Origin of the sequence: Oscillibacter sp. GMB15532, assembly GCF_041020825.1 — a bacterium.
Classification (GTDB): domain Bacteria; phylum Bacillota; class Clostridia; order Oscillospirales; family Oscillospiraceae; genus Oscillibacter.
The window spans coordinates 215,392-241,678 of sequence record NZ_JBEVTO010000003.1 but is presented as its reverse complement, the minus strand read 5'-3'; the positions used below and the strand labels follow the sequence as shown (position 1 = coordinate 241,678).

General features: G+C 57.6%; 28 protein-coding genes and 2 other annotated features. Of the genes, 15 read left to right on the top strand and 13 right to left on the bottom strand.

All coding sequences use genetic code 11. The annotated features are described in order from the left end of the window. Nucleotides 1-58 precede the first annotated feature (58 nt). Nucleotides 59-1,333, top strand: coding sequence for a glycosyl hydrolase family 18 protein (locus ABVS15_RS05440; protein WP_369282728.1), 1,275 nt, complete (start codon nt 59-61; stop codon nt 1,331-1,333). Nucleotides 1,334-1,464: 131 nt separating this feature from the next. On the opposite strand, the gene ABVS15_RS05435 is transcribed toward ABVS15_RS05440, so the two are convergent. Beyond that, nucleotides 1,465-2,310: a DUF368 domain-containing protein gene (locus ABVS15_RS05435; protein ID WP_369282727.1), complete on the bottom strand. Its 846-nt coding sequence runs from the start codon at nt 2,308-2,310 to the stop codon at nt 1,465-1,467. Nucleotides 2,311-2,532: 222 nt separating this feature from the next. Next, nucleotides 2,533-2,777: a binding site (T-box leader), on the top strand. A 59-nt stretch (nt 2,778-2,836) separates the two neighbouring features. Here ABVS15_RS05435 and ABVS15_RS05430 point away from each other — a divergent pair. The 3 genes from ABVS15_RS05430 to ABVS15_RS05420 all read left to right on the top strand — a co-directional run bounded on the left by ABVS15_RS05430 (nt 2,837) and on the right by ABVS15_RS05420 (nt 5,548). Continuing rightward, on the top strand, nt 2,837-3,841 hold the full coding sequence (locus tag ABVS15_RS05430) for a methionine ABC transporter ATP-binding protein (protein WP_369282726.1): 1,005 nt from the start codon (nt 2,837-2,839) through the stop codon (nt 3,839-3,841). Further along, a complete protein-coding gene (locus ABVS15_RS05425) occupies nt 3,834-4,517 on the top strand; it encodes a methionine ABC transporter permease (protein WP_369282725.1) in 684 nt (227 codons plus the stop codon). Before ABVS15_RS05430 ends, ABVS15_RS05425 begins: the two co-directional genes overlap by 8 nt. Nucleotides 4,518-4,684: 167 nt before the next feature. Further along, complete coding sequence (locus ABVS15_RS05420; RefSeq protein ID WP_369282724.1) at nt 4,685-5,548, top strand: MetQ/NlpA family ABC transporter substrate-binding protein; 864 nt, start codon at nt 4,685-4,687, stop codon at nt 5,546-5,548. A gap of 310 nt (nt 5,549-5,858) precedes the next feature. On the opposite strand, the gene ABVS15_RS05415 is transcribed toward ABVS15_RS05420, so the two are convergent. Beyond that, nucleotides 5,859-6,227 carry a VOC family protein gene (locus ABVS15_RS05415; RefSeq protein ID WP_369282723.1) on the bottom strand — a complete coding sequence of 123 codons (369 nt, stop codon included), beginning with the start codon at nt 6,225-6,227 and terminating at the stop codon, nt 5,859-5,861. A 37-nt stretch (nt 6,228-6,264) separates the two neighbouring features. Then, nucleotides 6,265-7,545, bottom strand: a complete 1,281-nt coding sequence (locus ABVS15_RS05410) for a DUF1015 domain-containing protein (RefSeq protein ID WP_369282722.1) — start codon at nt 7,543-7,545, stop codon at nt 6,265-6,267. Between the two features lie 193 nt (nt 7,546-7,738). Here ABVS15_RS05410 and ABVS15_RS05405 point away from each other — a divergent pair, with 193 nt between their 5' ends. Together ABVS15_RS05405 and pyk are read left to right on the top strand one after the other, a co-directional pair. Further along, nucleotides 7,739-7,954, top strand: coding sequence for a DUF378 domain-containing protein (locus tag ABVS15_RS05405; RefSeq protein WP_369282721.1), 216 nt, complete (start codon nt 7,739-7,741; stop codon nt 7,952-7,954). Between the two features lie 451 nt (nt 7,955-8,405). Beyond that, a complete protein-coding gene (gene pyk / locus ABVS15_RS05400) occupies nt 8,406-10,148 on the top strand; it encodes a pyruvate kinase (protein WP_369282720.1) in 1,743 nt (580 codons plus the stop codon). 182 nt (nt 10,149-10,330) lie between these two features. On the opposite strand, the gene lgt is transcribed toward pyk, so the two are convergent. The 4 genes from lgt to ABVS15_RS05380 form a co-directional block, all read right to left on the bottom strand. Then, entirely contained in the window at nt 10,331-11,428 is a 1,098-nt protein-coding gene (gene lgt / locus ABVS15_RS05395; RefSeq protein WP_369282719.1) for a prolipoprotein diacylglyceryl transferase, read from the bottom strand. A gap of 25 nt (nt 11,429-11,453) precedes the next feature. Continuing rightward, complete coding sequence (locus tag ABVS15_RS05390; protein WP_369282718.1) at nt 11,454-12,719, bottom strand: M16 family metallopeptidase; 1,266 nt, start codon at nt 12,717-12,719, stop codon at nt 11,454-11,456. Continuing rightward, complete coding sequence (locus ABVS15_RS05385; RefSeq protein WP_369282717.1) at nt 12,716-13,984, bottom strand: M16 family metallopeptidase; 1,269 nt, start codon at nt 13,982-13,984, stop codon at nt 12,716-12,718. Before ABVS15_RS05385 ends, ABVS15_RS05390 begins: the two co-directional genes overlap by 4 nt. Before the next feature lie 286 nt (nt 13,985-14,270). After that, nucleotides 14,271-15,221, bottom strand: a complete 951-nt coding sequence (locus tag ABVS15_RS05380) for a dipeptidase (protein WP_369282716.1) — start codon at nt 15,219-15,221, stop codon at nt 14,271-14,273. A gap of 207 nt (nt 15,222-15,428) precedes the next feature. Between ABVS15_RS05380 and ylxM the strand changes: the two genes are divergently transcribed. The 4 genes from ylxM (at nt 15,429) to ABVS15_RS05360 (ending at nt 17,705) form a co-directional block, all read left to right on the top strand. Beyond that, the gene (gene ylxM / locus ABVS15_RS05375; RefSeq protein ID WP_312636935.1) at nt 15,429-15,791 is read left to right on the top strand and encodes a YlxM family DNA-binding protein; all 363 of its coding nucleotides are present in this window, start codon (nt 15,429-15,431) and stop codon (nt 15,789-15,791) included. Between the two features lie 3 nt (nt 15,792-15,794). Beyond that, nucleotides 15,795-17,147, top strand: a complete 1,353-nt coding sequence (gene ffh / locus ABVS15_RS05370) for a signal recognition particle protein (protein ID WP_369282715.1) — start codon at nt 15,795-15,797, stop codon at nt 17,145-17,147. A gap of 73 nt (nt 17,148-17,220) precedes the next feature. Continuing rightward, nucleotides 17,221-17,460, top strand: coding sequence for a 30S ribosomal protein S16 (gene rpsP / locus ABVS15_RS05365; RefSeq protein ID WP_293010378.1), 240 nt, complete (start codon nt 17,221-17,223; stop codon nt 17,458-17,460). A 14-nt stretch (nt 17,461-17,474) separates the two neighbouring features. After that, entirely contained in the window at nt 17,475-17,705 is a 231-nt protein-coding gene (locus ABVS15_RS05360; protein ID WP_293010380.1) for a KH domain-containing protein, read from the top strand. A 43-nt stretch (nt 17,706-17,748) separates the two neighbouring features. Here ABVS15_RS05360 and ABVS15_RS05355 read toward each other — a convergent pair whose 3' ends face one another. Further along, on the bottom strand, nt 17,749-17,997 hold the full coding sequence (locus ABVS15_RS05355; RefSeq protein ID WP_369282714.1) for a helix-turn-helix domain-containing protein: 249 nt from the start codon (nt 17,995-17,997) through the stop codon (nt 17,749-17,751). Nucleotides 17,998-18,008: 11 nt separating this feature from the next. Continuing rightward, on the bottom strand, nt 18,009-18,278 hold the full coding sequence (locus ABVS15_RS05350) for a helix-turn-helix domain-containing protein (protein ID WP_369282713.1): 270 nt from the start codon (nt 18,276-18,278) through the stop codon (nt 18,009-18,011). Between the two features lie 63 nt (nt 18,279-18,341). Here ABVS15_RS05350 and ABVS15_RS05345 point away from each other — a divergent pair, with 63 nt between their 5' ends. The 5 genes from ABVS15_RS05345 to ABVS15_RS05325 all read left to right on the top strand — a co-directional run bounded on the left by ABVS15_RS05345 (nt 18,342) and on the right by ABVS15_RS05325 (nt 23,714). Next, entirely contained in the window at nt 18,342-18,611 is a 270-nt protein-coding gene (locus ABVS15_RS05345; RefSeq protein ID WP_369282712.1) for a sporulation initiation factor Spo0A C-terminal domain-containing protein, read from the top strand. Between the two features lie 91 nt (nt 18,612-18,702). Continuing rightward, entirely contained in the window at nt 18,703-19,209 is a 507-nt protein-coding gene (gene rimM / locus ABVS15_RS05340; RefSeq protein ID WP_369282711.1) for a ribosome maturation factor RimM, read from the top strand. Beyond that, nucleotides 19,199-19,981 carry a tRNA (guanosine(37)-N1)-methyltransferase TrmD gene (gene trmD / locus ABVS15_RS05335; RefSeq protein WP_369282710.1) on the top strand — a complete coding sequence of 261 codons (783 nt, stop codon included), beginning with the start codon at nt 19,199-19,201 and terminating at the stop codon, nt 19,979-19,981. Before rimM ends, trmD begins: the two co-directional genes overlap by 11 nt. A 271-nt stretch (nt 19,982-20,252) precedes the next feature. Beyond that, entirely contained in the window at nt 20,253-22,334 is a 2,082-nt protein-coding gene (locus tag ABVS15_RS05330; protein WP_369282709.1) for a methyl-accepting chemotaxis protein, read from the top strand. A gap of 186 nt (nt 22,335-22,520) precedes the next feature. Continuing rightward, nucleotides 22,521-23,714 carry a pyridoxal phosphate-dependent aminotransferase gene (locus ABVS15_RS05325; RefSeq protein ID WP_369282708.1) on the top strand — a complete coding sequence of 398 codons (1,194 nt, stop codon included), beginning with the start codon at nt 22,521-22,523 and terminating at the stop codon, nt 23,712-23,714. A gap of 92 nt (nt 23,715-23,806) precedes the next feature. On the opposite strand, the gene rplL is transcribed toward ABVS15_RS05325, so the two are convergent. The 4 genes from rplL to rplK all read right to left on the bottom strand — a co-directional run bounded on the left by rplL (nt 23,807) and on the right by rplK (nt 26,261). Further along, nucleotides 23,807-24,175 carry a 50S ribosomal protein L7/L12 gene (gene rplL / locus ABVS15_RS05320; protein ID WP_369282707.1) on the bottom strand — a complete coding sequence of 123 codons (369 nt, stop codon included), beginning with the start codon at nt 24,173-24,175 and terminating at the stop codon, nt 23,807-23,809. 46 nt (nt 24,176-24,221) lie between these two features. Then, nucleotides 24,222-24,785 carry a 50S ribosomal protein L10 gene (gene rplJ / locus ABVS15_RS05315; RefSeq protein ID WP_369282706.1) on the bottom strand — a complete coding sequence of 188 codons (564 nt, stop codon included), beginning with the start codon at nt 24,783-24,785 and terminating at the stop codon, nt 24,222-24,224. A gap of 82 nt (nt 24,786-24,867) precedes the next feature. Further along, nucleotides 24,868-24,997, bottom strand: a sequence feature (ribosomal protein L10 leader region). A 57-nt stretch (nt 24,998-25,054) separates the two neighbouring features. Next, nucleotides 25,055-25,747, bottom strand: coding sequence for a 50S ribosomal protein L1 (gene rplA, locus ABVS15_RS05310; RefSeq protein ID WP_369282705.1), 693 nt, complete (start codon nt 25,745-25,747; stop codon nt 25,055-25,057). A gap of 88 nt (nt 25,748-25,835) precedes the next feature. Next, complete coding sequence (gene rplK / locus ABVS15_RS05305; protein ID WP_293010403.1) at nt 25,836-26,261, bottom strand: 50S ribosomal protein L11; 426 nt, start codon at nt 26,259-26,261, stop codon at nt 25,836-25,838. Nucleotides 26,262-26,287 lie beyond the last annotated feature (26 nt).

The following is a 26,287-nucleotide window of genomic DNA, read 5'->3' as shown; positions in this document are numbered from 1 at the left end:
TCCCCGCATATCCCTCTTTGCCTCCGCATAGGCTTATCCAACAAGGGGGAATGTTGAAATGATGATTCATGTGGTCACCGTCGGCGAAACCGTCGACTCCATCGCCGCCGCTTATGGGGTCGATCCCTTCCGGCTGGCAGCGGATAATGAGGTGGGGGCCTCCGGCGCTCTTGCAGTGGGACAAACCCTGGTTGTCCGGTTTCCGGAGCTGATCCATGCCGTCCGTCCAGGGGATACCCTGACCTCCATCGCGGCAGAATATGGCGTAAGTGTCCGAAAGCTCTATCAGAACAACTGGAGTCTGGGCGGCCTTCCCGCACTGGAGGAAGGGATGGAGCTCGTCATCTCTTATCAGGACCCGCCCATCGGCTCCGCCGTTTTCAACGGCTATGCATATCCCTTTACCGATACGCTTCTGCTGGACGCGCAAACGCCGTACCTCACCTATCTTACCCCCTTTACTTATGGCATTACGGCGGAGGGGGATCTTCTTCCGCTAAATGACGACGCGCTGCTGCTCTCCGCCCGGACCCACGGGGCGAGGCCTGTGCTTCACCTCTCCTCCTATACGGAGGAGGACCGGTTTGACTCCGAGCGTGCCACGCTGGTCCTCACGGATGAGGCCGCCCAGGACCGTCTTATCTCCGATGTGGGGGCACTGCTTCAGGAAAAGGGCTTTGCAGGAATCGACGTGGATTTTGAGTTTCTACCTGCCGCTCTGGCTGTGCCCTATGCGGACTTTCTGGCCCGCCTGCGCCGGGTTTTCGGCGCGCAGGGCTATTTTGTCTGGGCGGCACTTGCGCCCAAGACCTCGTCCGACCAGCCGGGCCTGCTCTACGAGGCTCACAACTATTCCGCCATATCTTCCTCCGTGGACGCCGTCCTCCTAATGACCTACGAATGGGGATATACCTACGGCCCTCCCATGGCTGTTTCTCCCCTGCCCCAGGTCCGGGCGGTGCTGGATTATGCCGTCACGCAAATCCCTCCTGAAAAAATTTTCCTTGGCCTGTCCAACTATGGCTACGACTGGCCTCTTCCCTTTGTGGCCGGCGAGACCAAAGCCCAGTCCATCTCCAATCAGCGGGCCATCGAGCTGGCCATCCAATATGATGTTGCCATTGAGTACGACGAAACGGCGCAGGCTCCCTTTTTCCACTATACCGATCAGGACGGCACGGTCCACGAGGTCTGGTTTGACGACGCGCGCAGTCTCTCCGCCCGCCTTCTTCTCATTCAGGAATACGGCTTCCAGGGCGCGGGCATTTGGAACGTCTCCCGCCCCTTTTCTCAGCTTTTCCTTATTATGGCCTCGCTGTACGACATACCCTGAATGCTCCTAGGGTGTGTTCCTTTCCGTTTCGCGCCTTTGATTGGCAATCAAAACAGGGCGGCCCCGCGGAGCAAAACTCCGCGGGGCCGCCATTCGTTTTGTTTTAATCTTCTTTTTTTAATCCGGTGTTTTTAAAGCCCGGTTCCCTGCGTCCGCTTGTCCAGCCTGCTGATTCCAAAAGCCAGAAGAAACCCCGCCCCCGCGCACAGCGCCGAAAGGACGAGCTCCCCTGCGCCCCCATAATGCACCGGGATAATCACCAGCGTGGACGCAATCACAACCCCAAGAATCCCGTGAAACGCAATAGCGTAGTGCTTTTGAAATACCCAGTTCACCACCCGCGCCAAAAGCGCCACCGTCAGGACCAGTCCCGGCAGTGTGGACAGCAGCACCGATAAATCAAGGCCCGACAGTCCGTCCATCAGGGGCTGATACAGCCCCAGCGCCATCAGCACGGAGGAAGCCGCCAGCCCCGGAATCACAATTCCCAGACCAAACAGCCCCCCGCTGAGGGTAAAAGACCAAAAATTCGGCTCAAGCTGCACGGACAGCACCCGTCCCACGTAAAACAGCGCCCCAAAAATCGTCCCGGCGCAAACGCCCATGCTGACCCAGGATGCACGGCTGTGGCCCTCCTTCCCCGCCTCGCGGTAAAGGGAGGGAACCGTCCCCACAATCAGCCCGATAAACGCCCAGGTCGTCACCGCCGCAGAGATGTTCAGCGCCGCCGAAATCCCCTTTGCAAAGCCCAAAAAGCCCACAGCGCAGCCCAATCCAAGCGCGGGAATCCGCCTCCAGTATTTCGGCAGCGCCCGCTTGGGATGGGTCAGTATCTCCATAAACGGACGGTATAAATCAAATGCCACCGCCAGCACTCCGCCGGACACGCCGGGCAGAATCGCTCCCGCCCCGATCAGCGCTCCGCAAAGAAAATCCCGCAGGTAGCGCATCATAAAATTATGGTTTTGTTTCGGCACACGCTACCTCCGTTTGATATAGGAATATTGCTCATATAATATATCAGTTCTGCCCTGAATTTGCAATTCGATTCCCCACATCCTGCTCTCGTTCTTATAATTTCTCTCTGTTTTTGTCGATTTTTACAGAATTGTTTTTTGGTTTCATTCATTTTACAGCAATTTTTCCCTGTTGACAAACTCCTAAAACTTTCGTAAACTTAAGTGCAACAATTAAACATTGAAAAGACGATGAAGGAAAGAGTACGCAAACAGATACGTTGCAGAGAGCCTCGGCAGGTGAGAAGAGGTACGGAAGGGTTTGCGGAAGATGGTTCCGGAGTTGCGTGGCCGACCGCGTATGCGCAGGCCGCGACGGGAGCGCCCGTCAGCGCGCAGGAGTGTGACTGCACTCTTAAAGGCCGCCTCCGCGAGGAGGCGCGCAAACCAAGGTGGTACCACGGCGTTATTTTACGCTCGTCCTTGATGCATGGCATCAGGGGCGTTTTTTGTTGTCCAATTTACTGTATAAAGGAGGATGCTTGCCATGTCCATAATCGAGCTTGAGCATCTGACCAAAATTTTTGCCGGTGGCGTTACCGCGCTGGACGATGTGACCTTAAGCGTGGAGGCAGGGGAAATCTTCGGCATCATCGGCCTCTCCGGCGCGGGGAAATCCACGCTGGTGCGCTGCATTAACCTTTTAGAACGACCCACCGCCGGTGCCGTCCGTGTCAACGGCGCGGTTTTGACAGGCCTTTCCCAAAAGGAGCTGCGCAAGGTCCGCCAGTCCATCGGCATGATCTTTCAGGGCTTTAACCTTCTCTTCCAGCGCACCGCGCTGGATAACGTGTGCTTTCCGCTGGAGCTTGCCGGTATGAGCCGGAGCGAGGCCCGGCAAAAGGCCCGTCCTTTTTTGAAGCTGGTGGGTCTGGAGGATAAAGAATCCGCCTATCCCGTCCAGCTCTCCGGCGGGCAGAAGCAGCGGGTGGCCATCGCCCGCACACTGGTGACGGACCCCAAGGTCATCCTCTGCGACGAGGCCACCTCCGCGCTGGACCCCACCACAACTCAGTCTATTTTAGCCCTTTTAAAGGAGCTGAACGAAACTCTGGGCGTCACCGTGGTGGTCATCACCCACGAGATGACTGTGGTAGAGCAAATCTGCGACCGGGTCGCCATTATTTCCGACAGCCACATTGTAGAGCAGGGCGCGGTGGCGGACGTGTTCCATCATCCCCAAACCCCCGCAGCCCGGCAGCTTATCACTCCCCGGGGCGCCATCTCCGAAAAGAGCAAGATTCACGGCCCGCTGTACCGTATTACCTTTGACGGCAACACCTCGGACCAGCCCATTGTCTCCGGCATGGTTCTTGCCAGCGGCGCGCCGGTGAACATCTGGTACGCCGACACGAAGGATATCGACGGCAACGCCCACGGGCAGATGCTTCTGGAGCTGCCGGAAAACCATGAGCAAACTCAAAAAATGCTGGCGTTTTTAAAGGAACACCACGTTACCTACGAACGGGAGGAGGCCGCGTACTATGGCTGAGATTTTTACATCCGCGTTCTGGCATCAATACGGCCCCCTTCTTGGGCAGGGCACAATCGACACCTTGATTATGACCGGCATTTCCACCGTCTTCGCCTACCTGCTGGGCCTTCCTCTGGGCATCCTGCTCAGCATCACCCAGCCCCACGGTATCCTGCCCCGCAGAGGTCTGAACCGGGTGCTGGGCTGGATTGTCAACGTGGGCCGCTCCCTACCTTTTATCATCCTGATGGTGGCCATCATGGACTTTACAAAGCTTATCGTTGGAACCAAAATCGGTATCCGGGGCGCCATTGTCCCGCTGGTGATTTCCGCCGCACCCTTCATCGCCCGGATGGTGGAAACCTCTCTGGCGGAGGTGGACGCAGGCGTGGTGGAAGCGGCGCAGGCCATGGGCGCTTCTCCCTTCCAGATTATCTGGAAAGTCTATCTGCCGGAGGCGAAGCCCTCCCTGCTGCTGGGCGGCTCCATTTCCATCATCACGATTTTGGCCTATACCGCCATTGCCGGTGCGGTGGGTGCGGGAGGACTGGGCGACCTCGCCATTCGATATGGCTATCAGCGCCGCATCCCCTCCATGCTGCTGGTTACAGTGGTTTTCATTATCCTGCTGGTACAGGGCATTCAAACCGTTTTCAGTTTCCTGTCCGCAAAGATTGACAAGCGGCTGAAATAAAAGCGGCCCTTTTCCCGGCGCCCCGGTTTGCCGATTCGCTTCTGGGCCTTCTCTCCGTTATTTTTTTGACCCCTTCTTCCTGTCGGCGCGCGACGACGGGAAACGCGGCCATTGAAATATACTTCATACCATCAACATATATCTGACTTTTAATGGAGGAACAACTGATGAAAAGAAAACTTCTTGCTTTGACTCTGGCCCTCGGCCTCACCGCTTCTCTTGCCGCCTGCGGCAACTCCGGCTCCGGTTCCGGCTCGGCTGCTTCCGGCTCTGCCGGTTCCGCTTCCGCCTCCGGCTCCGCACCTGCTGAAACCGTCACCCTGAAGGTCGCCGCCTCCGCCACTCCCCACGCCGAAATTCTGAATGCCGTGAAGGACATTCTGGCTCAGCAGGGCATTGACCTGCAGGTTACGGAATATGGTGACTACGTGGTTCCCAATACCGCCGTGGAGGAAGGCAGCGAGGATGCCAACTACTTCCAGCACGTGCCTTATCTTGATAACTTCAACGCCGAAAACGGCACCCATCTCGTGAATGCCGGCGGCATCCATATCGAGCCCATGGGCATTTATGCGGGCAAGACCACCGCTTTGGCTGACCTTGCCGACGGAGCCGTCATCGCCATTCCCAACGACGCCACCAACGAGGGCCGTGCCCTGCTGCTGCTGGAGGCTCAGGGCCTTATCAAGCTGAAGGACAGCGCCAACCTGACCGCCACCCCCAACGACATTGCCGAGAACTCTAAGAATCTGACCTTCAAGGAGCTGGAGGCCGCTATGATTCCCAACACCGTTGAGGAAGTGGACCTGTCTGTCATCAACAGCAACTACGCCATGGAAGCAGGCTTCAGCCCCGTGGATGACGCTCTGGCCATCGAGGATGCCAACTCCCCCTATGTGAACATCATCGCCGTAAAGGAAGGCAACGAAAACAATCCCGCCATCCTTGCGCTGGTGGAGGCACTCCAGTCCGAGACTGCCCGTGATTTCATCTCTGCCACCTACGGCGGTGCTGTCATTCCTGTGGTCTGAGCGTTTACCGGCTAACCTCTCTTTTTGAAAAAAGCTTTTCCACAGGACGCGTCTTGTGCAAAGCCTGTGGAAACTAAAAAATAGGAAAGGGCGCGGGGAAGTTTCTTCCCCGCGCCTTTCCTGTCATTTCCCATATGGAATGCACCGGCTTTAAAACGCCGCCATCAGGCGGCAGGTCCTTAACTCCATTGTTCTTAAAGTACCGCTCTCGTTCTGCTGATTCTTTAATGTCACCGCTTTTGAAATGCCCCAAAATGACGGACCTGCTGCTGAAAAAAGACCGCGTGAGCGGTCTTTTTCCATGCCTGTTTTACCGGGTGGGAATAACCTCGATCCAGTATCCGTCCGGGTCCTGAATGAAGTAAATCCCCATCTTGGTATTTTCAAAGCAGATGCAGCCCATCTTTTCATGGCGCTGATGCTCTGCTTCATAATCGTCGGCCCGCAGGGCCAGATGAAATTCACACTCTCCCAGATCGTACTTCTGGGGATGGTCCCGCAGCCATGTCAGCTCCAGCCGAAAGTCCGTCTTCCCGTCTCCCAGATACACGATGATGAAACTTCCGTCATCGGCCTCCTTGCGGTTCCCCACCGGCGTGAGATCCAGCGCTTCCTTGTAAAATCCCAGCGATTTGTCCAAATCGGACACGTTGAAGTTAAAATGATTAAAGCTCAGCATTGTCTCTCCCCTTAAAACGTCCTGTTTTGCACCGCAGTTATTGAATGGCTCTTGCCTCCACATAATAGCGCTTATCCTGCGCATGACCCATGGAGAAGGTCTTCCGGGGCAGCACACCGTCGGCCATCACGGTTTTGAACAGCTGCTCCTTGCCCATGGCGGGCAGCTTGAAGCCGATGTTTCCGGGCTTCGCACCCAGCTCATCCGTCACCTCATCACCGTGGATGTAGTCCACCTCGCCGCCGTTGTCTTTCAGATACTCGTCGATGAACGCCTGCAATGTGCCCACCTCCAGCTGAACCTTGGGGTCCGGCACAGTGAGAAAGCCCTTGCCGCCCGCCCAGGTATAGGCGATGGTGTGGCCCTCGCCTTCGCCCTCATGGGCGGAGGGATAAAACGCCTGAAAGGCCGCCAGCAGCTTCTCCGCGTCCACATCGAATACCACCCGGTGAATGGGCTCGAATTTCAGCGCGTCGTCGTGGTTGTTCACCACCTCCACCAGCGCATACCGCTCCGGCAAAGTGGCCCACTGCTCCTTGGGTGTGACCTTCTTCTTGTTTTCATAGCAGGTCTTCGCCGTGGCGAGGGAGTGGTTCCCGTCACCCACCGCGAACAGGAGAGGAGCTGCGTCCTTCATGCCGTACTTGCGCTCCATCTGGTCGGGACCGCACAGCGCCGTCAGCGCGTCTGCCACAGCGTCGGTCTGTGCCTCAGTCAGCTTCCAGCCAATCAGATGCCCGCCGCCCTGCTGCAAATCAAAATCATAGAGCTTCTCCATGGCGCCGCTCTGGCCGCCCAGCGGCTCAATCACCGTTTCGTCAGGATCGTCGATCAGCAGCATCACGTGGGGCAGCTCCACGGGCGCGTCCTGCCGCACCTTCACCCGGGGCGGGATGCGGGAGAGAACGGTTCCCTCCGTGGCGCGAATCAGCGCGCCGGAGCCGGGCGTGTAGTCATACTGGTCCAAATCCACCATGCCCACCAGACCGTGGCGCACTTTCCCATCGGACTGGGTGCGCTCCATATAGATGAGAGACGCGGGCAGGGTTTTGAACACGCCGCCCTCCACATATTTCCGCATGGACGCATTGATGTCCGCAATGTGTTTCTCCACGGCGGGGTCGTTCAGCTTGGCTTCCGGCAAAATCAGGCGCAGGGTAGAGGGCGCGTCGCCCACTGTCTGCTCCACTGCCTCCCAGTACTCCGGCTGAGAGGTAAACTGGTCGCAGGCCACCACGGCCCATTTTTCCATATCTGCGCTTGCGGGAAGCAGGATATCCGCAGGATAGAAGCCCAGGCGATTGAATTTCTCGTTCATGTGAGTCTCCTTTTCCAAATTTGCAAATTTTTCCGGCGCACTGCGCCGCCGTGCTTGTCTTTCCAGTATACTATACTCCGCCGCCGGATTCAACGGGGACCGGAAATTTTTATCCCCGCCGGGTATGATTCTCCGCGCTTTGGGGCATACTCCACCCAAACCCCGGATAATCAGTTTTTAGGAGGTATGTTTTATGGTAATCGACAAGATCGCACTGGTGCTCGCCATTATCGGCGCGCTCAACTGGGGCGGCGTCGGCCTGTTTGGCTTCGACACGGTGGCCTTCCTCTGCGGCGGGCAGATGGCCGCCCTCTCCCGCATCATTTATGCGCTGGTCGGCCTGGCAGGTTTGTGGTGCATCACGATGCTCTTCCAAAGAAACGAGGAGCGCAGAACCCACGTGGCGTAATCTCAAAAAATTTTCGCAATGATCAACGGCATGCACGAACGGACCACCAATCATGGTCCGTTCGTGCGTTTGTGGTTCTAGACGTAGTTTGCCACCTATGCGTCCAAAATAACTCGATTTTTTGCCGCTGGTCCGCAATCCTGCTTGGAACCTTTTGATAAAGGGCCGGAAAGTGAATTTCCCGGCCCTTTATCATTTATTTTTTCTTTCGGCTGTACCCAAAGCTCACGCCGCTTTGCTTCCCCTTTGCTTTGGCGGAAACCGCTGGCTTGAGCGGATATACCGCCATGCAACAGGCGGACGCAAAAAAGTGCGTAAAATTTTTTACACAGTTCATCCCCTTTTATTTACAAAAAATGCGGAATTCCCCCTTGCCACGGAGACGAAATCGTTTATAATAGAACCAGAATCAATATTTTAACTGTTGCTTCCACGAAACAAGGAGGTTTATATGCGAAAGACAAAAATTGTCTGTACTCTGGGCCCCGCCACCGACAAGGAGGAGACACTCCGCGCCATGCTGGAGGCCGGACTGAATGTGGCCCGGTTCAATTTTTCCCATGGTACCCACGCCGAGCACAAGGTACGGCTGGATATGGTGAAAAAGCTTCGGAAGGAGCTAAACCTGCCTGTGGCCACCATGCTGGACACCAAAGGACCCGAAATCCGCCTGCGGGATTTTAAGGATGGCCGCGCCCAACTGCAAGCGGGTCAGGAATTTACCCTTACCACCCGCGACGTCCCGGGGGACGAACATATCTGCTCCGTCACCTATCGGGACCTCCCCGACGATGTGGTTCCCGGCGGCGCAATCTTGCTGGACGACGGGCTGATCCGCCTCACGGTGCTGGAAATCCGGGGCGAAGACATTGTCTGCCGTGTGGAAAACGGCGGAAGCGTCAAAAACCACAAGGGGGTCAACGTCCCCGGCGTGCGCCTCTCCATGCCCTATCTCAGCCAGCGGGACCGGGAGGATATTCTCTTCGGCGTGGAGCAGGACTTCGACTTCATCTCTGCCAGCTTCGTCCGCAGCGCCGCCGACGTGACGGACCTCCGCCACCTTCTCAGCACCTCTGGGTCCTCCATCCGCATCATTGCAAAAATTGAAAATCAGGAGGGCGTGGACAACCTCTCCGAAATTCTTTCCGTGGCGGACGGGATTATGGTGGCCCGTGGAGACATGGGTGTAGAAATTGACTTCACGGAAATTCCCATTATCCAAAAGGACATCATCGCCCAGTGCGCCGCCGCCGGAAAGCCTGTCATCACCGCCACTCAGATGCTGGACTCCATGATGGAAAACCCCCGCCCCACCCGCGCGGAAATCACCGACGTGGCCAACGCCATTTACGACGGCACCTCCGCCATCATGCTCTCCGGGGAAACAGCAGCAGGCAAATACCCGGTGGACGCGGTGAAAACCATGGATGCCATCGCCCTGCGCACGGAGTTTGATATCAACTATTCCAAACGGATGCGCAGCGCCGCGGGGGACCACCGTCTCTCCATCGCCGCCGCCACGGCCCATGCCGCCTGCACCACGGCCGACGATGTGGGGGCCGACGCCATCATCACCGTCAGCCAGCGGGGCACCACCGCCCGGCTGGTCAGCCGTTTCCGCCCCGCCACACCGGTGATTGCATGCCTGCTGGATGAACGCGTTCAGCGCCATATGGCCCTGAGCTGGGGCGTCATCCCCATTCTGATGCCCGTGGCCGGGGATTCCGACGAGCTGGTGGACTTTGCCGTGGAGTCCGCCAAGGCCGCCGGGCTTGTACAGCAGGGTTCTTTGGTGGTGGTCACCGCAGGCGTGCCCGTAGGCATCCCCGGCACCACCAATATGATCCGGGTACATCTGGTAGGCGGCGCACTGTTCACCGCCGTGGGCGTCGGTCGGGGAAAGGCCTCCGGCCCCCTGTGCGTGTGCAGCACGCCGGACGAGGTGGCGGAAAAGGCCCGCCCGGGCTGCGTGCTGGTGGTGCCCTTCACCACCAATGAGATGCTCCCCGTCATGCGTACCTGTGCCGCCGTCATCAGCGAGGAATCCGGGGCCAACAGCCACGCCGCAACCGTGGGCCTTGCTCTGGATAAGCCGGTCATCGTTGGTGCGAGCGGAGCCACCCGTATCCTAACTGATGGGATGCAGGTCAGCGTGGACTGCGCCCACGGCACGGTGCAGCGTCTTCCCGGATAAGCGTCTTAAAAAACCACGCTCTGTTATCATCACACTGGACGTTTGCACCCGCGGGCAGCACAAAATAAGGGCACGGGGAATTGAATTCCCCGTGCCCTCGCTTTTTAATTTTCACGGCCCTGCCAATTGTGATAAGGCCCTTACAATTTTCTGTGGGGAGCTTTTACCGCGCCTTCCCCAGTTCAGGACCTTTCCTTCTCCGAAACCGCATCGGCGGACGCTTCTTCCATGACCTCATCCAACACAGGCCGTTCCTCCTGCGGCTCAGATGTAGCTCTCTCCGAAGTCTCCGGCTCAGAATCATTTTCTTCCGAAGCCGCTGTCTCCATTTCGGAACCATTCTCCTCTGTCCCGGCTCCCTCCGCTTCAAGGCCATCCGCCGCCAGAGCAGCTCGCTCCATCTGCCGGACCCACAAATCGCTTCCGTCCTTTTTCCGGATCACGATGTTGTAAAACAGCGCCGCCGCCGCGCATACCGCCAGCACCAGGCTCAGCGCCTGAGAAACGCGGATCGGTGCACCAAAAATCGTCCAGTCAAAGAGGTACAGGCTGTCCGTCCGCAGCCCCTCAATCCATGCGCGGCCAAGGCCGTACCACAGAAAATAGAAGCAGGTACTCTCTCCGTCAAACCGTCGGGCCCTGCTGACGATAAACAGCACCAACAAAAGCCCCACCAGATTCCAAAGGCTCTCGTAGAGGAATGTGGGGTGCACCTCCACAGTTTGGTACTTACTCACCCATAGCTGCATCCGCCACGGAAGGTCCGTGGCCGCGCCGAAGGCCTCCCGGTTGATGAAGTTGCCCCAGCGCCCGATGCTCTGGCCCAAAAACAGGCCCATGACACAAAGGTCCACCATGGCGGCAAACTTCAGCTTTTTGATTCTACAATAGACATAGGCCACCAGAATCCCTACAATTACCGTGCCGTAGATGGCGATGCCGCCGTCCCACACGGCCAGCATCCGCAGCCAGTCGAACCCGCCGTCCGCGTTGCGGTACAAATCCAGATAAAAAATCACATAGTAAATGCGGGAGCCGATGATGCAAAGGGGCGTGGCCCAGAGAATCATGTCCAGCACGTTGTCCTCTGTCAGGCCAAACCGCTTGGCCTGCTTCATGCAAAGGTACAGCCCCGCCAGCAGACCCAGCGCCAAAATGATGCCGTACCAGTAAATGCCGTGTCCGATGTGAAGCGCCACGGGGTCGGGATTGATTTCAAACCCGCCGAACAATCCCGGAAACCCAATGGGCATATCACTCAGTGCTTTCAAATTTGTCAAAACAGAAACTTCCTTTCGCCGCGCCTTATTTCGGCTGAATCACAGACATTGCCGCGCGGTCCTCCGTCAGCTCGTCCCGGATGAAGGCCCGCACGTCCTCCTCGGTGATGCCGTCAAAGGCCTCGGGGAACCGCAGCGCGTCATAGCCTGCGAAATGCCCCTCCGTCAGCGACACGGCAATGCTCTCAAAGGAATTCATGCTCCGCAGCATCGTGCCGAAGGCTGCCTTGCGCACCCGCTCGTAAAAGTCGTGGTCCAGCCCCTCCGCCGCAAGGCGGCGGGCCTCTTTTTTAATCTCCTCTGCCACGGCGCCCACGTCCCGGCTGTCGCCTCCGGCGTAGAAATACGCCGTGTCCGGCATCATCTCAAACGCGCCGCCGAAGCTCCCGTTGATCAGGCCCTGCTCATACAGCCGCTGATACAGCGGGCTGGAGTCCCCCAGCAGCAGATCGCTTGCCATGCCGCCAATCAGGCTCCGCCGGAGAAAATCCTCTCCCTGCGCCGTGGGCGTGCACTTGAAGCCCAGCAGAAATTGGGGCATGGAAACCTCCATCCTCCGGCTGACCTCCCTCTGTGCAACGCCCGCGGGCTCTTCCCCGTGGTCCCGGGGAATGGCGGGGCCGCTCTCTTTGGGCAGAATGGACGCGGCAATTTCCTTCACCCGTTCCGCATCCACGTTTCCCACCACCGTTAAAACCATGTTTCCGGGGGTATAAAATGCCTTGTGGCAGTCATACAGCGTCTTGGCCGTAATCTCGCGGATGCTCTCCACGCTGCCTGCGATGTGGGTCTTGGCGGTGTTGTTGTGATACAGTGCCCCCATCATCCCGGCATAGACCTGCCAGTCGGGGTTATCCTCAATCATTCGGATTTCCTGAGAGATAATGCCCTGCTCCTTTTCAACGCTCTCGTCCGTAAAATAAGGAATAGAGACAAAGGACAGCAAAATTTTCAGGTTTTCCTCAAACTTCTCCGTGGAGTCGAAGTAATACCCCGTCATGGCGTTGGAGGTAAACGCGTTGGGCTCCGCCCCGTTTTTTGCCAAATCCTGAAGCGCGTTGCCCTCCTCGGTGTCAAACATTTTGTGCTCCAGATAGTGGGCGATGCCGGCCGGGGTGTCCATCCATGTGCCATTCAGTTGAAAACGGGTGTCCATCCCGCCGTACCTTGTGGCAAAAAAGGCATAGCTTCTGGCAAAGTCCGGCTTGTAAACCACGTTGATGGGCAGGCCGTTGGGCAGCACCTCCCGGCAAACGGTTTCACCGATGCGCTGATAAAGCTCTTTTTTCATGCTCCGGCCTCCTCTCCCTTAAGAAAATACACGGTGTCCAGCGACACGGACCCCATGGCCTCCCGGATGCGCTCCGGCGTCACGGCGCGAACGCCTGCGGCCAGCTCCTCCGGCGTATCCTCTCGTCCGGAGGCCATCCGCCCCAGCCAGAAATTCTCCAGCTTGCCTTGAGAATCGCCGATGGTGGCATAGGCGTTGCACAGTGTGCTCCGCGCCCCCTCCAGCTCCCAGTCGTCCAGCGCGCCGTCCTGCACGGCCTTGAGCTGAATCAGAATTTCACCGTAAGCCCGCTGGAAATTTTCAAATTCAATGCCCGAGGACACGGTAATCACGCCCTTTTCCCTGTGAAGCTGGGACGAGGCGTAATAGCAAAGGGACAGCTTTTCCCGCACGTTCATAAACAGCTTGGAGTTGCTGCTTCCTCCAAATAGGGTGTTTCCCATCAGCAGGGCAGAAAAGTCGTCGCTGCCGCAGGCAAAGCCCATGCCCAGCTTTCCCTGGGTCACGTCCATGGCGTCGGTAATCCGCAGGGCTTCGGCCCTTGCCGTGTGGCGCAGGGTCTTGGGCAGAGGTGCCACCGTTGTGCGGGGAAGAACGGACAGCGCCTTGGAAAGGGCATCCGCAACCCGGGCAGGCTCCGCGCCGCCGCAGTAAAACAGCTCCAGCGGAGCGGCGGAAATCATCTTTAAATAGGCCCCGTACACCTGCTCACCAGTCAGCGCCTCCGCCGCCTTTTCGTCTCCGAACCGGCTCACACCGTAGGCCTCTCCGGCACACATCTCCTGCAAAAGCCGCAGGTCGGCATAATCCCGCTTGTCGTTGAGAATGCTGCGAATGGCGTCCACCAGATTTGTCCGCTCGCTGTCCACATACTCGGGAAGGAACCTGCCGTTCTTCATGGCCGGATTGCAGATCACTTGCCCCAGCAGCTCCGCCACCGGCTCCAAAAGCTTCTCCCCGCCGGGGGTAAACGCATCGTCAATCAGGCTGGCCACAAAGCCAACGCACTGGCGCTCTCCCTTTTTGCGCACCGTGTAGTCAAGTTCCGCTCCATACAGCCTGTCCAACTCCGCCCCCAGCGCGCCCATGTCCGGGCACCGGGCGCAGCCCCTGCGCAGCACCGCCGGCAACAGCGCCTGAACCGCCGCCGTCTCCTCCCGAATAGGGGTCATGAATTGGGCGGAGAGCAAGTCGGTCTTAAATTTCCGCGCAGGCATACAGGTGAGGTGCACTCCCTCCGCAAGCTTTGTTCTGGTTTCTTTCAATTTCAGGCTCCTTCCTGTTGTTTCAAATAGGAATAGTATACCACAGGCCCGGCGGGTTATTGTGGCATATATGTTAAATCGTGTCAGTTTTACCCATTAAATATTCTTTCATGGGTGCAAAGTCCTGGCCGCAGACCTGGCCGCGCCCCGCTGTCCCTGCAAAGCTGGGAACAACTCACGCAACGTAAGGTATCCGGTCTGTTACTCGGCTAGTATAGCGTATTCTCTCCCCAAATTCAAACTCTATTTTGGCCCGTTTTGGAAAATAAACGCCCCGCCCGCTTCTTTATCCCACACATTGGCAAAGCACCCGCAAAAAATTCCCCCGGGCCACCTTTTCCAGCTCCTCCCGGTTCAGCCCCAGCCGCTTGAGACAGTTCAGGAAATTCGGAATTCGCGCCGCGTCCTCCAGTCCCAGCGTGCGCGGCTCGTCCTCCTCCCCCTCCAAAAACTCGCAGAAGTCAAACCCGCAGCCCACATGGTCAATCCCCATCACCTCAATCATGTGGGCGGCGTGAAGTGCCAGCGTCTCCGCCGTCTGTCTGGCGGGGTCGGCGTGAACAAAGTCATGAAAGACGTTCACCCCCACCACGCCTCCCGCATCGCGGATAGCCCGGAGCTGCTCGTCGGTTAAATTCCGTGCCACGTCGCACAGTGCCCTGCAATTGGAATGGGACGCGACAAAGGGCCCATCCGTCAGCTTCGCTACGTCCCAAAACCCCGCTTCGTTCAGGTGGGACACATCCAGCAGCATTCCCTTCTTCTGCAATCGGCGCACTGTCTGCTTCCCAAGCTCGGTCAGCCCGTAATCCTCGCCGGACAGCGCACCTGCCCCCAGCGCGTTGGCCTCGTTCCACGTCAGCATGGCGTGCCGCGCACCCAAATCGTAGTATGTGTCAATCCATGCCGGGTCTTCCCCCGCGCAGGCCATCCCCTCCACGCCGATCAAAACATAAAAAATACCTTCCTGCCGCGCTTTCAGCAGTTCCTCATGGTTATGTACGATGCGAAACGCCGTGGATTCCGCGATTTCCGCCCGGATGCAGTCCATCATCTGCCGGGTGCGCCCCGCGTGGTCCGCGTCGTGGGGCGGGTCCACCCAAATGGCAAAAATACCGCCCTCCACCTCGCCTTTTTTCAGCCGGTCCATGTGGTGCTTACGAAAAACATCTTTTTCCCCACGCAGCCGCCGCACCGTCACGTCGGTCCAGATGTCAGAATGTGCGTCAAAAACCATCATTTCCTCCTTTTACTATCGCGCCGGAGCGCCCTTTCAGGCAGCCCCGCCTTCCATTGCCGTCCAGTCTTTCTGCCTCGCCCTGTTTTTCAGGACTTCTGAAATTTTCTTCCCTTTTTCCCTTGACTTTTCGCCCGGATTCCTGTAAACTGAATATCGTTGTAAAGTCATATAACTTTACAAGTATTCGGTAAGGGGGCGTTTTCTTTGAAAAATCAAACCTATCGCATGACCATGCTCTACGATTTTTATGGGGAGCTGCTCACTGACCGGCAGCGTGAATTTTTTGACTACTATTATAATAACGACCTTTCCCTGTCGGAGATTGCGGAAAACGCAGGCATCTCCCGTCAGGGCGTCCGGGACGTAATTGTCCGGGCGGAGGGCGTGATGCAGGAAATTGAGGACAAAACGGGCCTCATCCGCCGATTTGAGCAGCTTCGCGCGCAGGTGGACGGGCTTTGTGCCGCCGCTGCGGAAATTAAGGCGCTGAACCGCCGGTACGAGGATCCCCGCCTTGGGGAGCTGGCGGATACCGTGGCGGTTGCCGCCAATGCGCTCAGGGAGTAAACGATGGCATTTGAGGGACTTACCGAAAAACTGAATGCCGCCTTTAAGCGGCTGCGCGGCAAGGGCCGCCTGTCGGAGGCCGACGTAAAGGAAGCCATGCGGGAGGTCCGCCTGGCCCTCCTGGAGGCCGACGTAAGCTACAAGGTGGTCAAGGACTTTGTTGGAAAGGTCACAGAGCGGGCTGTCGGCAGCGACGTGCTGGACAGCCTGACCCCCGCCCAGCAGGTCATTAAAATTGTAAACGAAGAGCTCACCGCCCTGATGGGCGGGACGGACTCCCGCCTGATCATGGCCAACAGCGGGCCGACCGTTGTGATGCTGGTGGGCCTTCAGGGCGCGGGCAAGACCACCAATGGCGCGAAGCTTGCGGGGTATCTGCGCAAGATGTACGGAAAGCGGCCCCTCCTCGTCGCCTGCGACGTGTATCGTCCCGCCGCCGTGGAGCAGCTCAAGGTCGTGGGCGGCCAGCTTGATTTGCCCGTGTACGACGAGGGGCAGGGCGACCCGGTCAAAATTGCGGAAAATGCACTGCGCCACGCCCGGGACCACGGCAACGATCTGGTGCTTCTGGATACTGCCGGACGGCTCCATATTGACGACGCGCTGATGGACGAGCTGCGGCGGATGAAGACCGCCGTCCGTCCCAACGATATTCTTCTCGTGGTGGACGCCATGACCGGTCAGGACGCGGTAAACGCCGCCACCGCCTTTGACGAGGCGCTGGGCATCGACGGCGTGGTCCTCACCAAGCTGGACGGCGACGCCCGGGGCGGTGCGGCCCTCTCCATCCGGGCCGTCACCGGAAAGCCCGTGAAATTCGCGGGCACCGGGGAAAAGCTGGACATGATCGAGCCGTTCCACCCCGACCGCATGGCCTCCCGCATCCTCGGCATGGGCGACATGCTGACGCTGATTGAAAAAGCGGAGCAGAACTACGACGAAAAGCAGGCCAAAAAGCTTCAGGAAAAGCTGCGAAAAAACAGCTTCACGCTGGAGGATTATCTGGACCAGCTCCGCCAGCTCAAGGGCATGGGTGATCTGAGCCAGATTGCCGGGATGCTGCCGGGCATGGGCGATAAGCTGCAAAACGCCACCGTGGACGAAAAGGCCCTCTCCCATACAGAGGCCATCATTCTCTCCATGACGCCCCGAGAGCGGGAAAACCCAGACCTTTTGAATGCCAGCCGCAAGCGGCGCATCGCCGCGGGCAGCGGCTGCCCGGTGGTGGAGATCAACCGGCTTTTAAAGCAGTTTGAAATGGTCCGGGATTTGACAAAGCAGGTTTCCCGGGGCCGGTTCACTGGCTTTGGCGGCATGGGCCACGGCCAGGGTAAGAAAAAGCGGAAAAAGAAGTAACGTCCGTTTAAGTATATAAGTGCAGCCGCATTTATAGATAAAATTTCTCACAATTTTTTGGAGGTACACATTTATGGTTAAGATCAGACTGCGCCGCCTCGGCGCCAAAAAGGCCCCCTTCTACCGTTTGGTGGTGGCCGATTCCCGCTTCCCCCGCGACGGCCGCTTCATTGAGGAAATCGGCACCTACAACCCCTGCGTCAGCCCCGCCGAAATCAAGATTGACACTGAGCGTGCCCAGGCCTGGATTAAGTCCGGTGCCCAGCCCACCGACACGGTGCGGGCTTTGCTGAAAAAAGTGGAAGTCCTCTAAGCCGGAGGGCAGATATGAAGGACTTGCTGCTCTATATCGCCAGAAACCTCGTGGACGATCCTGACGCCGTTTCCGTCACGGAAATTCCCGGTGAGCAGGAGCTGACGTTGGAGCTGCGCGTCGCCCCCGACGACATGGGCAAAGTCATCGGCCGTCAGGGTCGCATCGCAAAGGAGATTCGCACCGTGGTGCGCTCCTATGCCCAACGTACCGGTACAAAGGTTTCCGTGGATATCATGGACTGAACAAAGCGAGGGAGGATGCGTCCTCCCTCGTTTTCTGCCCAAATCACCGCTCTCCCTCATTCTGGGGCCGTTCCAGAAACAACTGATACGGCTCGATGCAGAGTACGGCACACAACCGGAATAAAATATCCAGCGATGGAACCTTATGCACACCCTCCGCCTCGATATGGCTGATGTGCGCCCGGGAAATATTGGCTTTCAGCGCCAGTCCCTCCTGCGTCAGATGCCGTTTCTTTCGATAATAGGCAAGGTTCTCTCCAAGCAGCTTGTAGTACCGCGCATAGTCCTCCATCCCAGCCTCCCCTATTCGCGCGCCGCGCCGTCTGCAAAGCCGCACTCCATCCCCACGAAGAAATCAGCATAATCGCACTGGAAAATAGATCGCAACGCAACCAGCTCACTGGCTCGGATGTTATAGGTCCCATTCTCAATGTGGGCATAAAAATCCCGGGACATGTTCAGCCCGAACAGCTGCATTTTAATCGCCACCTGCTCCTGCGTTAACCCCGCCTTTATTCGCAGGTTCCTCAGGTTCGCACCGATACAAAAATCCTGTTTAATTTTTTGATCCATCACTCATCACTCCAAGACTGTGTGGAAAGTCACACATATGTGTTGAGTATATGAAAAATCTCTGTGATTGTTGTGTGGAATACCACACAACAAAGGAGATTAAAAATGAATCTAAAAATTTACCGCCAGCTTGCCAAAAAACACGGTGTGGCAGCGGAAGAAATTCGGCGGGATATGCACTCCGCCCTCAACGCCGCTTATGAAAAACCATCCCGTACCCCTGAAAGCATCCGGGCACAAAGCGCCGTTCTGCGGGGCGCCAACGTACCCACACCGGAGGAATTCCTCCGTCACGCTGTCCGGGAATTCCGCCGCCGGACAGAAAAGAACTGAATCGCCCGTGCTTTCCCACCTCTTGTCAATTCAGGACGGGTTGGGTATAATACTTTTATATCATTCCTTAAACTTCCGGAAGGAGTTACAAATGAAACTGGACTTTATTCAAATCGGCCGCATTGTCAACGCCCACGGTATTCGCGGCGAGGTGCGGCTGCTGCCTCAAGGCTTCGACCCCGCCTATCTCACCGGCTTTAAAACCTTCTATCTCGGCAAGGACAAAACTCCTGTCGTTCCCACCACGAACCACGTCCACAAAAGCTTTGTTTTGCTGAAGCTTCCCGGTGTGGACGACATGAACGCCGCTCTGGCCTATAAGGAGCGGCCCGTTTTCATCCGCCGGGAGGACGCGGAGGACGGCGAGCCCTTTGACGACGAGCTTCTGGGCATGGACGTGAAAAATGCCGACACCGGCGAGCTTCTCGGCAAGCTGACCTTGATTGAGGACTATCCCGCCAGCAAGGTCTACACAGTGACAGGCACACATACCTACCTCATCCCCGCCGTGCCGGAGGTTTTCATCAAGTCCGTGGATCTGGACGCAAACGAAATGCTGGTCCACATTCTGAAAGGAATGGAAACCGATGCGAATTGACATTCTGACCCTGTTTCCCGAGGCGATTGACGCCATGCTGAACGTCAGCATTCTGGGACGGGCGCAGGAACGCGGGTTTATCACCATAAAGTCCCACCAGATTCGTGAATATACCACCAATAAACAGATGCAGGTGGATGATTACCCCTACGGCGGGGGCCGGGGCGCGGTGATGCAGGCCGACCCGCTCTACCGCTGCTGGGCCTACGTAAAGGAAACCTTTGGCCCCGGGCGCACCATCTATCTTTCCCCCTGCGGGCGGGTGTTCACCCAGACGGTGGCCCGGGAATTGAAAGAGCGGTATGACCATTTGATTCTGGTGTGCGGACACTATGAGGGCGTGGACCAGCGATTTTTGGATGAGTGCGTGGACGAGGAGCTCTCCATGGGCGACTTTGTCCTCACCGGCGGGGAAATCCCCGCCATGGCGGTGTGCGACGCGGTGTGCCGCATGGTTCCGGGGGTTTTGCCGGACGAGGAGTGCTTTACAGAGGAGTCCCATTGGGACGGACTGCTGGAGCACCCGCAATATTCCCGTCCCGCCGTGTGGCATGACCGGGAGGTCCCTCCCATTCTGGTTTCCGGCGATCATGCCAAGGTTGCCGCATGGCGAAAAAAAGAGAGCTATAAGCGCACCATGGCCCGCCGTCCGGACCTTTTTTCTGCCTTTGACGAGACGCAGCTAACCACCAAGGCGGAGCGGAAAATCCTTCAGCAGGCCAAGGAGGAATTTGCCGCCGAAGCGGCTCCCTCACCTCAAGCTGAGCCCTGAGCTGGTCTATGCCGCCAAAGTGCTGAACTATCACCTACCCCGATTCGTCTGCGTAACCAAGTTTTCTACAAAATGCAACATTTTATTTAATTTGTACTTGCAAAATTTGGGTATTGCATGATATAATTCAAAAAAGTCACCCGGATTTTTGTTGCGGTTGTATCCGCAAGCGCCGGAACTCATACTTTTTACGGGGGACAGCAGTGTGGGCTGTCCCTCTGCTTTTGAGTACTCCGAAAGCCGGGTAGAAACGAACTTGGGAGGGTATGGTTTGAAAAAGAATACTTATACGGCATCGGAAAAAGTCCGAGAGAAACGCGGCCGCCGGTCCGGTATTCAAAGCCGGATCGTCCTTTTGGCGGTCTTATCCTGCATCGGCTCCCTGCTGCTTTCCAACCTGATCGGCGGTTTCATCACCACCTCGTCCGGACACGCCTCCTCCTACCGGCTTCTGGAGAGCAAGACCGTCGGCGTTGCGTCGCAGGTTTCGGAGTATATGAACAAGGCCTATGCCGTGGCGGAAAGCCTTGCATACAGCGGAGACCTTCGCTATCCGGATCCGGAGGCCCAGCGCGGCGCGCTGGTCACTACCCTTCAAAACAACCCCTACTTTATCCTGTTTTATCAGCAGGGCATGGATGGGGAGCAGACCGCGCGAAGCTCCGGAAACCTTGGCAACCGGGCGGACCGTTGGTGGTTTAAGCAGATTATGTCCGACTCTCAGCCCTTTGTCACCAAGTCTTATCTGGATATCAACACGAAAAGCGCCGTCTCCTCCATTATTTATCCCGTCTACGCCCCCGGTCCGGTCAAGCAGATGACCGGGGTCTTGGGCTGCGACCTGAGCCTTGCAAAGCTTCAGGAGATTCTGGACGCCTATAACACGGACGACGCCTATTCTGTCATCGTGGACGGAGAGGGTGTTGTGGTGGCCCATCCGGACGCGGAGCAGGTGGCCGGGATGTATAACTACCTCACCGGCGTCAAAACAGTGGTCACAGGCGATCAGGAGTCTCAGGAAAATTTCGAGCTTTCTCCCGTTCTGAAATCTTTGACCGCCGCCGCCATCAGGGGAGAAAACGGTATTCAGGAGCAGGCCGACGAAAATGCGATTTATGCTTATGCGCCTATCTCTCTTCCCGGCGGGTCCGACGGCTGGGCCGTGGTCACCATCGAAAACCGATCCGCCGCCTATGCAGATACCACCCGGATGATTCAGTCCAATATTCTTCTGGCGCTGGCGCTTGTTGTCGTCATCACTGCTGTTTCCCTGCTGTTCAGCCGCAGGCTGGTGCGCCCGCTGCGGGAGCTTCACCGCGCCGCGGTTCAAATTGCCGAGGGCGATTTGAATGTGGATCTCTCGGTTTCCAGCCGGGATGAGATTGGCGAACTTGCTCTTTCCATGCGCGCCACGGTGGACCGGCTAAAATCCTACATGAATTATATCAATGAGATTACCGACGTCTTAAAGCAGCTCTCCACAGGTAACATGCGCTTTACCCTGATTCACGACTATACAGGGGAATTTTCTAAAATCAAGGATGCACTCATGTCCATTCAGGTGACGATGACCCGCACCATGCTGCATATCCGGCAGGCCTCCGACGAGGTGTCCAGCGGCTCCGAGCAGGTGGCCAACGGCGCACAGGCCCTCTCTCAAGGCTCCACAGAGCAGGCCAGCTCCACCGAGGAGTTGTCCGCCGCCATTGAGGAGCTGGCCGCCAAGGTCCGCCAGAACGCGCAGGATGCCGCCGAGGCCAGCTCCATCTCCGCGGAAACCGAAGCCTGCATTTCTGAGAGCAACGCCCGCATGGCGGAAATGACCTCCGCCATGCAGGAGATTGAAACCACCTCGGGCGAAATTGGGAAAATTATTAAAACTATTGATGACATTGCCTTCCAAACCAACATTCTGGCCCTGAACGCGGCGGTGGAAGCCGCCCGCGCGGGCGCAGCAGGCAAGGGCTTTGCCGTGGTAGCGGACGAGGTACGCAATCTCGCCGGAAAATCCGCTGAGGCCGCCAGAAGCACCACCGCCCTCATTGAAAACGCCCTGAGCTCCATTCAGGCAGGCACGCAAATTGCCAATACTGCCGCCGACTCCATGGGTACGGTGGTCCAGCATACCGCGTCCATCAACAAGAAAATCTGCAACATTGCGCAGGCTTCCGACGAGCAGGCCCACTTTGCCCGCCAGATTACCACCGGCATCGACCAGATTGCCTCGGTGGTGCAGAACAACTCCGCCACTGCCGAGCAAAGCGCCGCCGCCAGCGAAGAGCTTTCTGCGCAGGCGCAGACTTTGAAAACACTGGTGGACAGCTTTGTTTTGGGCGAGGAGGACGACTTCTAAGCACTCATACCCCATCCTAATAACAATATCCGGAGAGGCGCTGGGCGCCCTCTCCGGATATTCTGTATATGGACGGAAAAACCCGTTTCCTTCTTCCCCAAAACGTGCTATGATGGGTAACATATAAATTTCACCGCACTCTCAGGCGGGCCGCCCCACACGCGGCGGCGGGAAGGACTTTACTGTATGATCTCTCAGAAAATGCTGGCTCTGGGCCAATCCCGCTCCTGCATCCGGGAGCTGTTTGAATACGGCATGAAGCAGGCCGCCGTCGTGGGCCGGGAAAACGTCTTTGACTTTTCCATCGGCAATCCCTCCATCCCCTCTCCGGGGGCGGTAAACGAAGCCTTTTTGGACATCGTGGGCACCGAGGACAGTCTGGATGTTCATGGCTACACCTCTGCCGCAGGCTATCCCGGCGTACGCAAGGCCGTGACGGACGATTTGAATGCCCGGTTCGGCGCCCATCTTCGCCCCGAAAATCTGTTCTTCACCTGTGGCGCGGCTCCGGCGCTCATCGCCGTGGTGCGGGCGCTGGCAGTGGATGGGGCCGAAATTGTGGGCGTGGCCCCCTTCTTTGCCGAATATCGCCCCTTTGTGGAGAGCAACGGCGCAAAATTTGTGGTAACTCCCCCGGACACGGTGCATTTTCAGATTCGATTGGATGACATGGCAGACCTCATAAACGAGCATACGCAGGCGGTTCTGATCAACTCTCCCAACAACCCCTCCGGCATCGTCTACACCAAAGAGACCCTTGAACAGCTGGCGGCCCTGCTGACAGAAAAGAGCCGTCAGGTGGGCCATCCCATCTATATTATTGCGGACGAGCCTTACCGGGAACTGGCGTACGACGGGGCGGAGGTAAGCTGGGTCCCCAATATCTACCCCGATACTGTGGTGTGCTATTCCTATTCCAAATCCTTGTCCCTCCCCGGCGAACGTATCGGCTATGTCTGCGTGCCCGACAGCGCGGCAGACAGCGATTTGCTGTTCGCTGCCGTGGCGGGGGCCGCCCGGGTTCTGGGCCACGTCTGCCCGCCCTCTTTGCAGCAGCGCGTTGTGGCCCGCTGTGCTGCGGAGCGGCCGGACCTTGCCGCCTATGATAAAAACCGCCGCGCCCTCTACGATGCGCTTACCTCCTTTGGCTACGACTGCCCCAAGGCCAACGGCGCGTTTTACATGTTCGTCAAGGCTCCCGGCGGCAGCTCCAAGGCGTTTTCCGATATGGCCAAGGAGAAAAACGTTCTGGTGGTTCCGGGCGACGACTTTGGCTGCCCCGAGTATTTCCGCCTGTGCACCTGCGTGTCTTACGACACCATCCAGCGCAGCCTCCCCCTGTTTAAGGAACTGATTGACGCCTGCCGCTGCGCACACTGATTTCTTTAGCTTCTGCGCTTCATAGTGAGCGCTCAAAAAGCAGCCGTACAGAATCATCTGTACGGCTGCTTTCAGTTGCATATGGAAAAAGCTTACTTCAGCTCGACCTTTGCGCCGGCTTCCTCCAGCTTGGCCTTCATGGCCTCGGCATCGTCCTTGGACAGGCCTTCCTTCAGGGTAGCGGGAGCACCCTCGACGGTCGCCTTGGCCTCGGCCAGACCCTGATCGGTGATCTCGCGGACAGCCTTGATGACCTTGATCTTGGCAGCGGCGTCAAAGCCGGTCAGGACCACGTCGAAAGAGGTCTTCTCCTCAGCGGCGGGAGCGGCAGCAGCGGCGGGAGCGGCAGCAGCGGCGGCGGAAACGCCAAACGTCTCCTCCAGAGCGTGCACCAGCTCGCTCAGCTCCAGAACGGTCAGACCCTTGATCTCTTCGATCATAGCGGTAACTTTCTCAGACATAGTAGTAGCCTCCTAAATAAAAGTTGGTTTAAATTTGGGTGTCCGCTTATTCAGCGGCGGGAGCGGATTCCTCCGCTGCGGGAGCCTCGACAGCAGCCTCGGCGGCGGGAGCGGCTTCGCCGCCCTTCTCCGCGATCTGCTTGAGGACCACGGCCAGACCCGTGATAGGGGCCAGCATGGTGCCCAGAACCTGCGCCTGCAGGATGGGCAGAGCGGGAATTGCGGCCAGAGACTGGATGGTGGCGAGATCCACCACCTTGCCGTCCATAAAGCCGCCCTTGATCTCGAACTTGCCCTCCATCTTCTTGGCGCAGTTGCTCATGATGCGGGCGGGAGCAACCACATCTTCGGACAGTGCCAGAGAAGTGGTTCCGTTCAGCAGACCGTCCAGCTCACCGTAGCCGACGTTGTTGAACGCGAAGCGCAGCATGGTGTTCTTCACAACGGAGTAATCCACGCCGTTTTCACGGCACTCGCGGCGAAGGACGGTGTCCTCCTCAACGGTGATACCCTTGTAGTCCACCAGGACGCCTGCGGTGGCCTTCTGAACCTTTTCGGTCAGTTCCGCCACAATCGCTTGCTTTGCACTCAGGACTTTTGCGTTAGGCATTCTTGTTTCACCTCCAGAGATTTTTGCGGAATGTCTCTGCTCCTCGGCGCAAACCGTCAGGCAGAGAAATTCCGGGGGGTGCGTTCTAAAAAGGAAACCGTCCCTGTGCCAAAAAGACACAAGGACGGAATAGCTTCATCAAAAAGCCGTCCTCGGCAGGATTTCCGGAGTTTCCTCCCACCTGCTGTCTTTGGAACGCACGTTGTATTATATCAAACCGTCGGAATTTGTCAAGCGGCAAATTCCCGGTCGGATATCAGTTTTTTAGCTCAGACCAGCTTTGCGGCGTTCATCTTCACGCCGGGGCCCATGGTAGAAGCCACCACGCAGCTGCGGATATACTGGCCCTTGGCGGCGGCGGGCTTCGCCTTGACAATGGCGCCCATCAGCGCATTGTAGTTCTCCGCCAGCTTCTCGGGGCCGAAAGAGGCCTTTCCGATGGGGCAGTGGATGATGTTGGTCTTGTCCAGACGGTACTCGATCTTACCGGCCTTGACTTCCTTCACGGCCTTGGCCACGTCGGGGGTGACGGTGCCCGCCTTGGGAGAGGGCATCAGACCCTTAGGGCCCAGCACCTTACCAAGACGGCCCACCAGACCCATCATGTCGGGGCTGGCGACGACCACGTCAAAGTCAAACCAGTTTTCCTTCTGAATCTTCTCCACCATATCCATGTCGCCAACATAGTCGGCGCCGGCTTCTCTGGCGGCCTCAGCCTTGTCGTCCTTCGCGAAAACAAGCACGCGGACGGTCTTTCCGGTGCCGTGGGGCAGAACGATGGCACCGCGGACCTGCTGGTCTGCGTGCCGGGAGTCCACGCCCAGCTTCACGTGCAGCTCGACAGTCTCGTCGAACTTGGCGACGGCGCACTTGCACACCAGGCCCATGCCCTCCGCCGTGTCATAAAAGGTTCCCTTATCGATCAGCTTTGCGCTGTCGGTATATTTCTTGCCTCTAAACAATGTTATTTCCTCCTCATAGTGGTTCTTCGGAATTCATCCTCCCACTGTATGCGGCCCTTGCGCCGCGCAAACGGGGACGGGTAACGGCTCAGTCGCCCACCACGACGCCCATGGAACGGGCGGTGCCGGCGATCATGCTCATGGCGCTCTCCAGACTGGAGGCGTTCAGATCGCGCATTTTCAGCTCTGCGATCTTCTGGATGGACGCCTTGGTAATGGTGGCCACCTTGGTCTTGTTGGGCACGCCGGAGCCGGACTCGATGTTGCATTCCTTCTTGATAAGAACCGCCGCGGGGGGGGTCTTGGTAATGAAGGAGAAGGAGCGATCGCCGTACACCGTGATGACCACGGGGATAATCATGCCCATGTCGTTCTTGGTGCGCTCGTTGAACTCCTTGGTAAACGCGGCGATGTTCACGCCGTGCTGGCCCAGCGCGGGGCCCACGGGGGGAGCGGGTGTCGCTTTGCCCGCGGGAATCTGCAGTTTTACGTATCCTGTAATTTTCTGTGCCACTTTAGTAGCACCTCCTGTTTAAAATG

Excerpts from the sequence above, each read along its gene's own strand:
- ABVS15_RS05440 (WP_369282728.1), top strand. The coding sequence starts at position 59 with ATGATGATTCATGTGGTCACCGTCGGCGAAACCGTCGACTCCATCGCC.
- ABVS15_RS05430 (WP_369282726.1), top strand. The coding sequence starts at position 2,837 with ATGTCCATAATCGAGCTTGAGCATCTGACCAAAATTTTTGCCGGTGGC.
- ABVS15_RS05425 (WP_369282725.1), top strand. The coding sequence starts at position 3,834 with ATGGCTGAGATTTTTACATCCGCGTTCTGGCATCAATACGGCCCCCTT.
- ABVS15_RS05420 (WP_369282724.1), top strand. The coding sequence starts at position 4,685 with ATGAAAAGAAAACTTCTTGCTTTGACTCTGGCCCTCGGCCTCACCGCT.
- ABVS15_RS05415 (WP_369282723.1), bottom strand. The coding sequence starts at position 6,227 with ATGCTGAGCTTTAATCATTTTAACTTCAACGTGTCCGATTTGGACAAA.
- ABVS15_RS05410 (WP_369282722.1), bottom strand. The coding sequence starts at position 7,545 with ATGAACGAGAAATTCAATCGCCTGGGCTTCTATCCTGCGGATATCCTG.
- ABVS15_RS05405 (WP_369282721.1), top strand. The coding sequence starts at position 7,739 with ATGGTAATCGACAAGATCGCACTGGTGCTCGCCATTATCGGCGCGCTC.
- pyk (WP_369282720.1), top strand. The coding sequence starts at position 8,406 with ATGCGAAAGACAAAAATTGTCTGTACTCTGGGCCCCGCCACCGACAAG.
- ABVS15_RS05390 (WP_369282718.1), bottom strand. The coding sequence starts at position 12,719 with ATGAAAAAAGAGCTTTATCAGCGCATCGGTGAAACCGTTTGCCGGGAG.
- ABVS15_RS05380 (WP_369282716.1), bottom strand. The coding sequence starts at position 15,221 with ATGGTTTTTGACGCACATTCTGACATCTGGACCGACGTGACGGTGCGG.
- ffh (WP_369282715.1), top strand. The coding sequence starts at position 15,795 with ATGGCATTTGAGGGACTTACCGAAAAACTGAATGCCGCCTTTAAGCGG.
- rpsP (WP_293010378.1), top strand. The coding sequence starts at position 17,221 with ATGGTTAAGATCAGACTGCGCCGCCTCGGCGCCAAAAAGGCCCCCTTC.
- ABVS15_RS05360 (WP_293010380.1), top strand. The coding sequence starts at position 17,475 with ATGAAGGACTTGCTGCTCTATATCGCCAGAAACCTCGTGGACGATCCT.
- ABVS15_RS05355 (WP_369282714.1), bottom strand. The coding sequence starts at position 17,997 with ATGGAGGACTATGCGCGGTACTACAAGCTGCTTGGAGAGAACCTTGCC.
- ABVS15_RS05350 (WP_369282713.1), bottom strand. The coding sequence starts at position 18,278 with ATGGATCAAAAAATTAAACAGGATTTTTGTATCGGTGCGAACCTGAGG.
- rimM (WP_369282711.1), top strand. The coding sequence starts at position 18,703 with ATGAAACTGGACTTTATTCAAATCGGCCGCATTGTCAACGCCCACGGT.
- trmD (WP_369282710.1), top strand. The coding sequence starts at position 19,199 with ATGCGAATTGACATTCTGACCCTGTTTCCCGAGGCGATTGACGCCATG.
- ABVS15_RS05325 (WP_369282708.1), top strand. The coding sequence starts at position 22,521 with ATGATCTCTCAGAAAATGCTGGCTCTGGGCCAATCCCGCTCCTGCATC.
- rplL (WP_369282707.1), bottom strand. The coding sequence starts at position 24,175 with ATGTCTGAGAAAGTTACCGCTATGATCGAAGAGATCAAGGGTCTGACC.
- rplJ (WP_369282706.1), bottom strand. The coding sequence starts at position 24,785 with ATGCCTAACGCAAAAGTCCTGAGTGCAAAGCAAGCGATTGTGGCGGAA.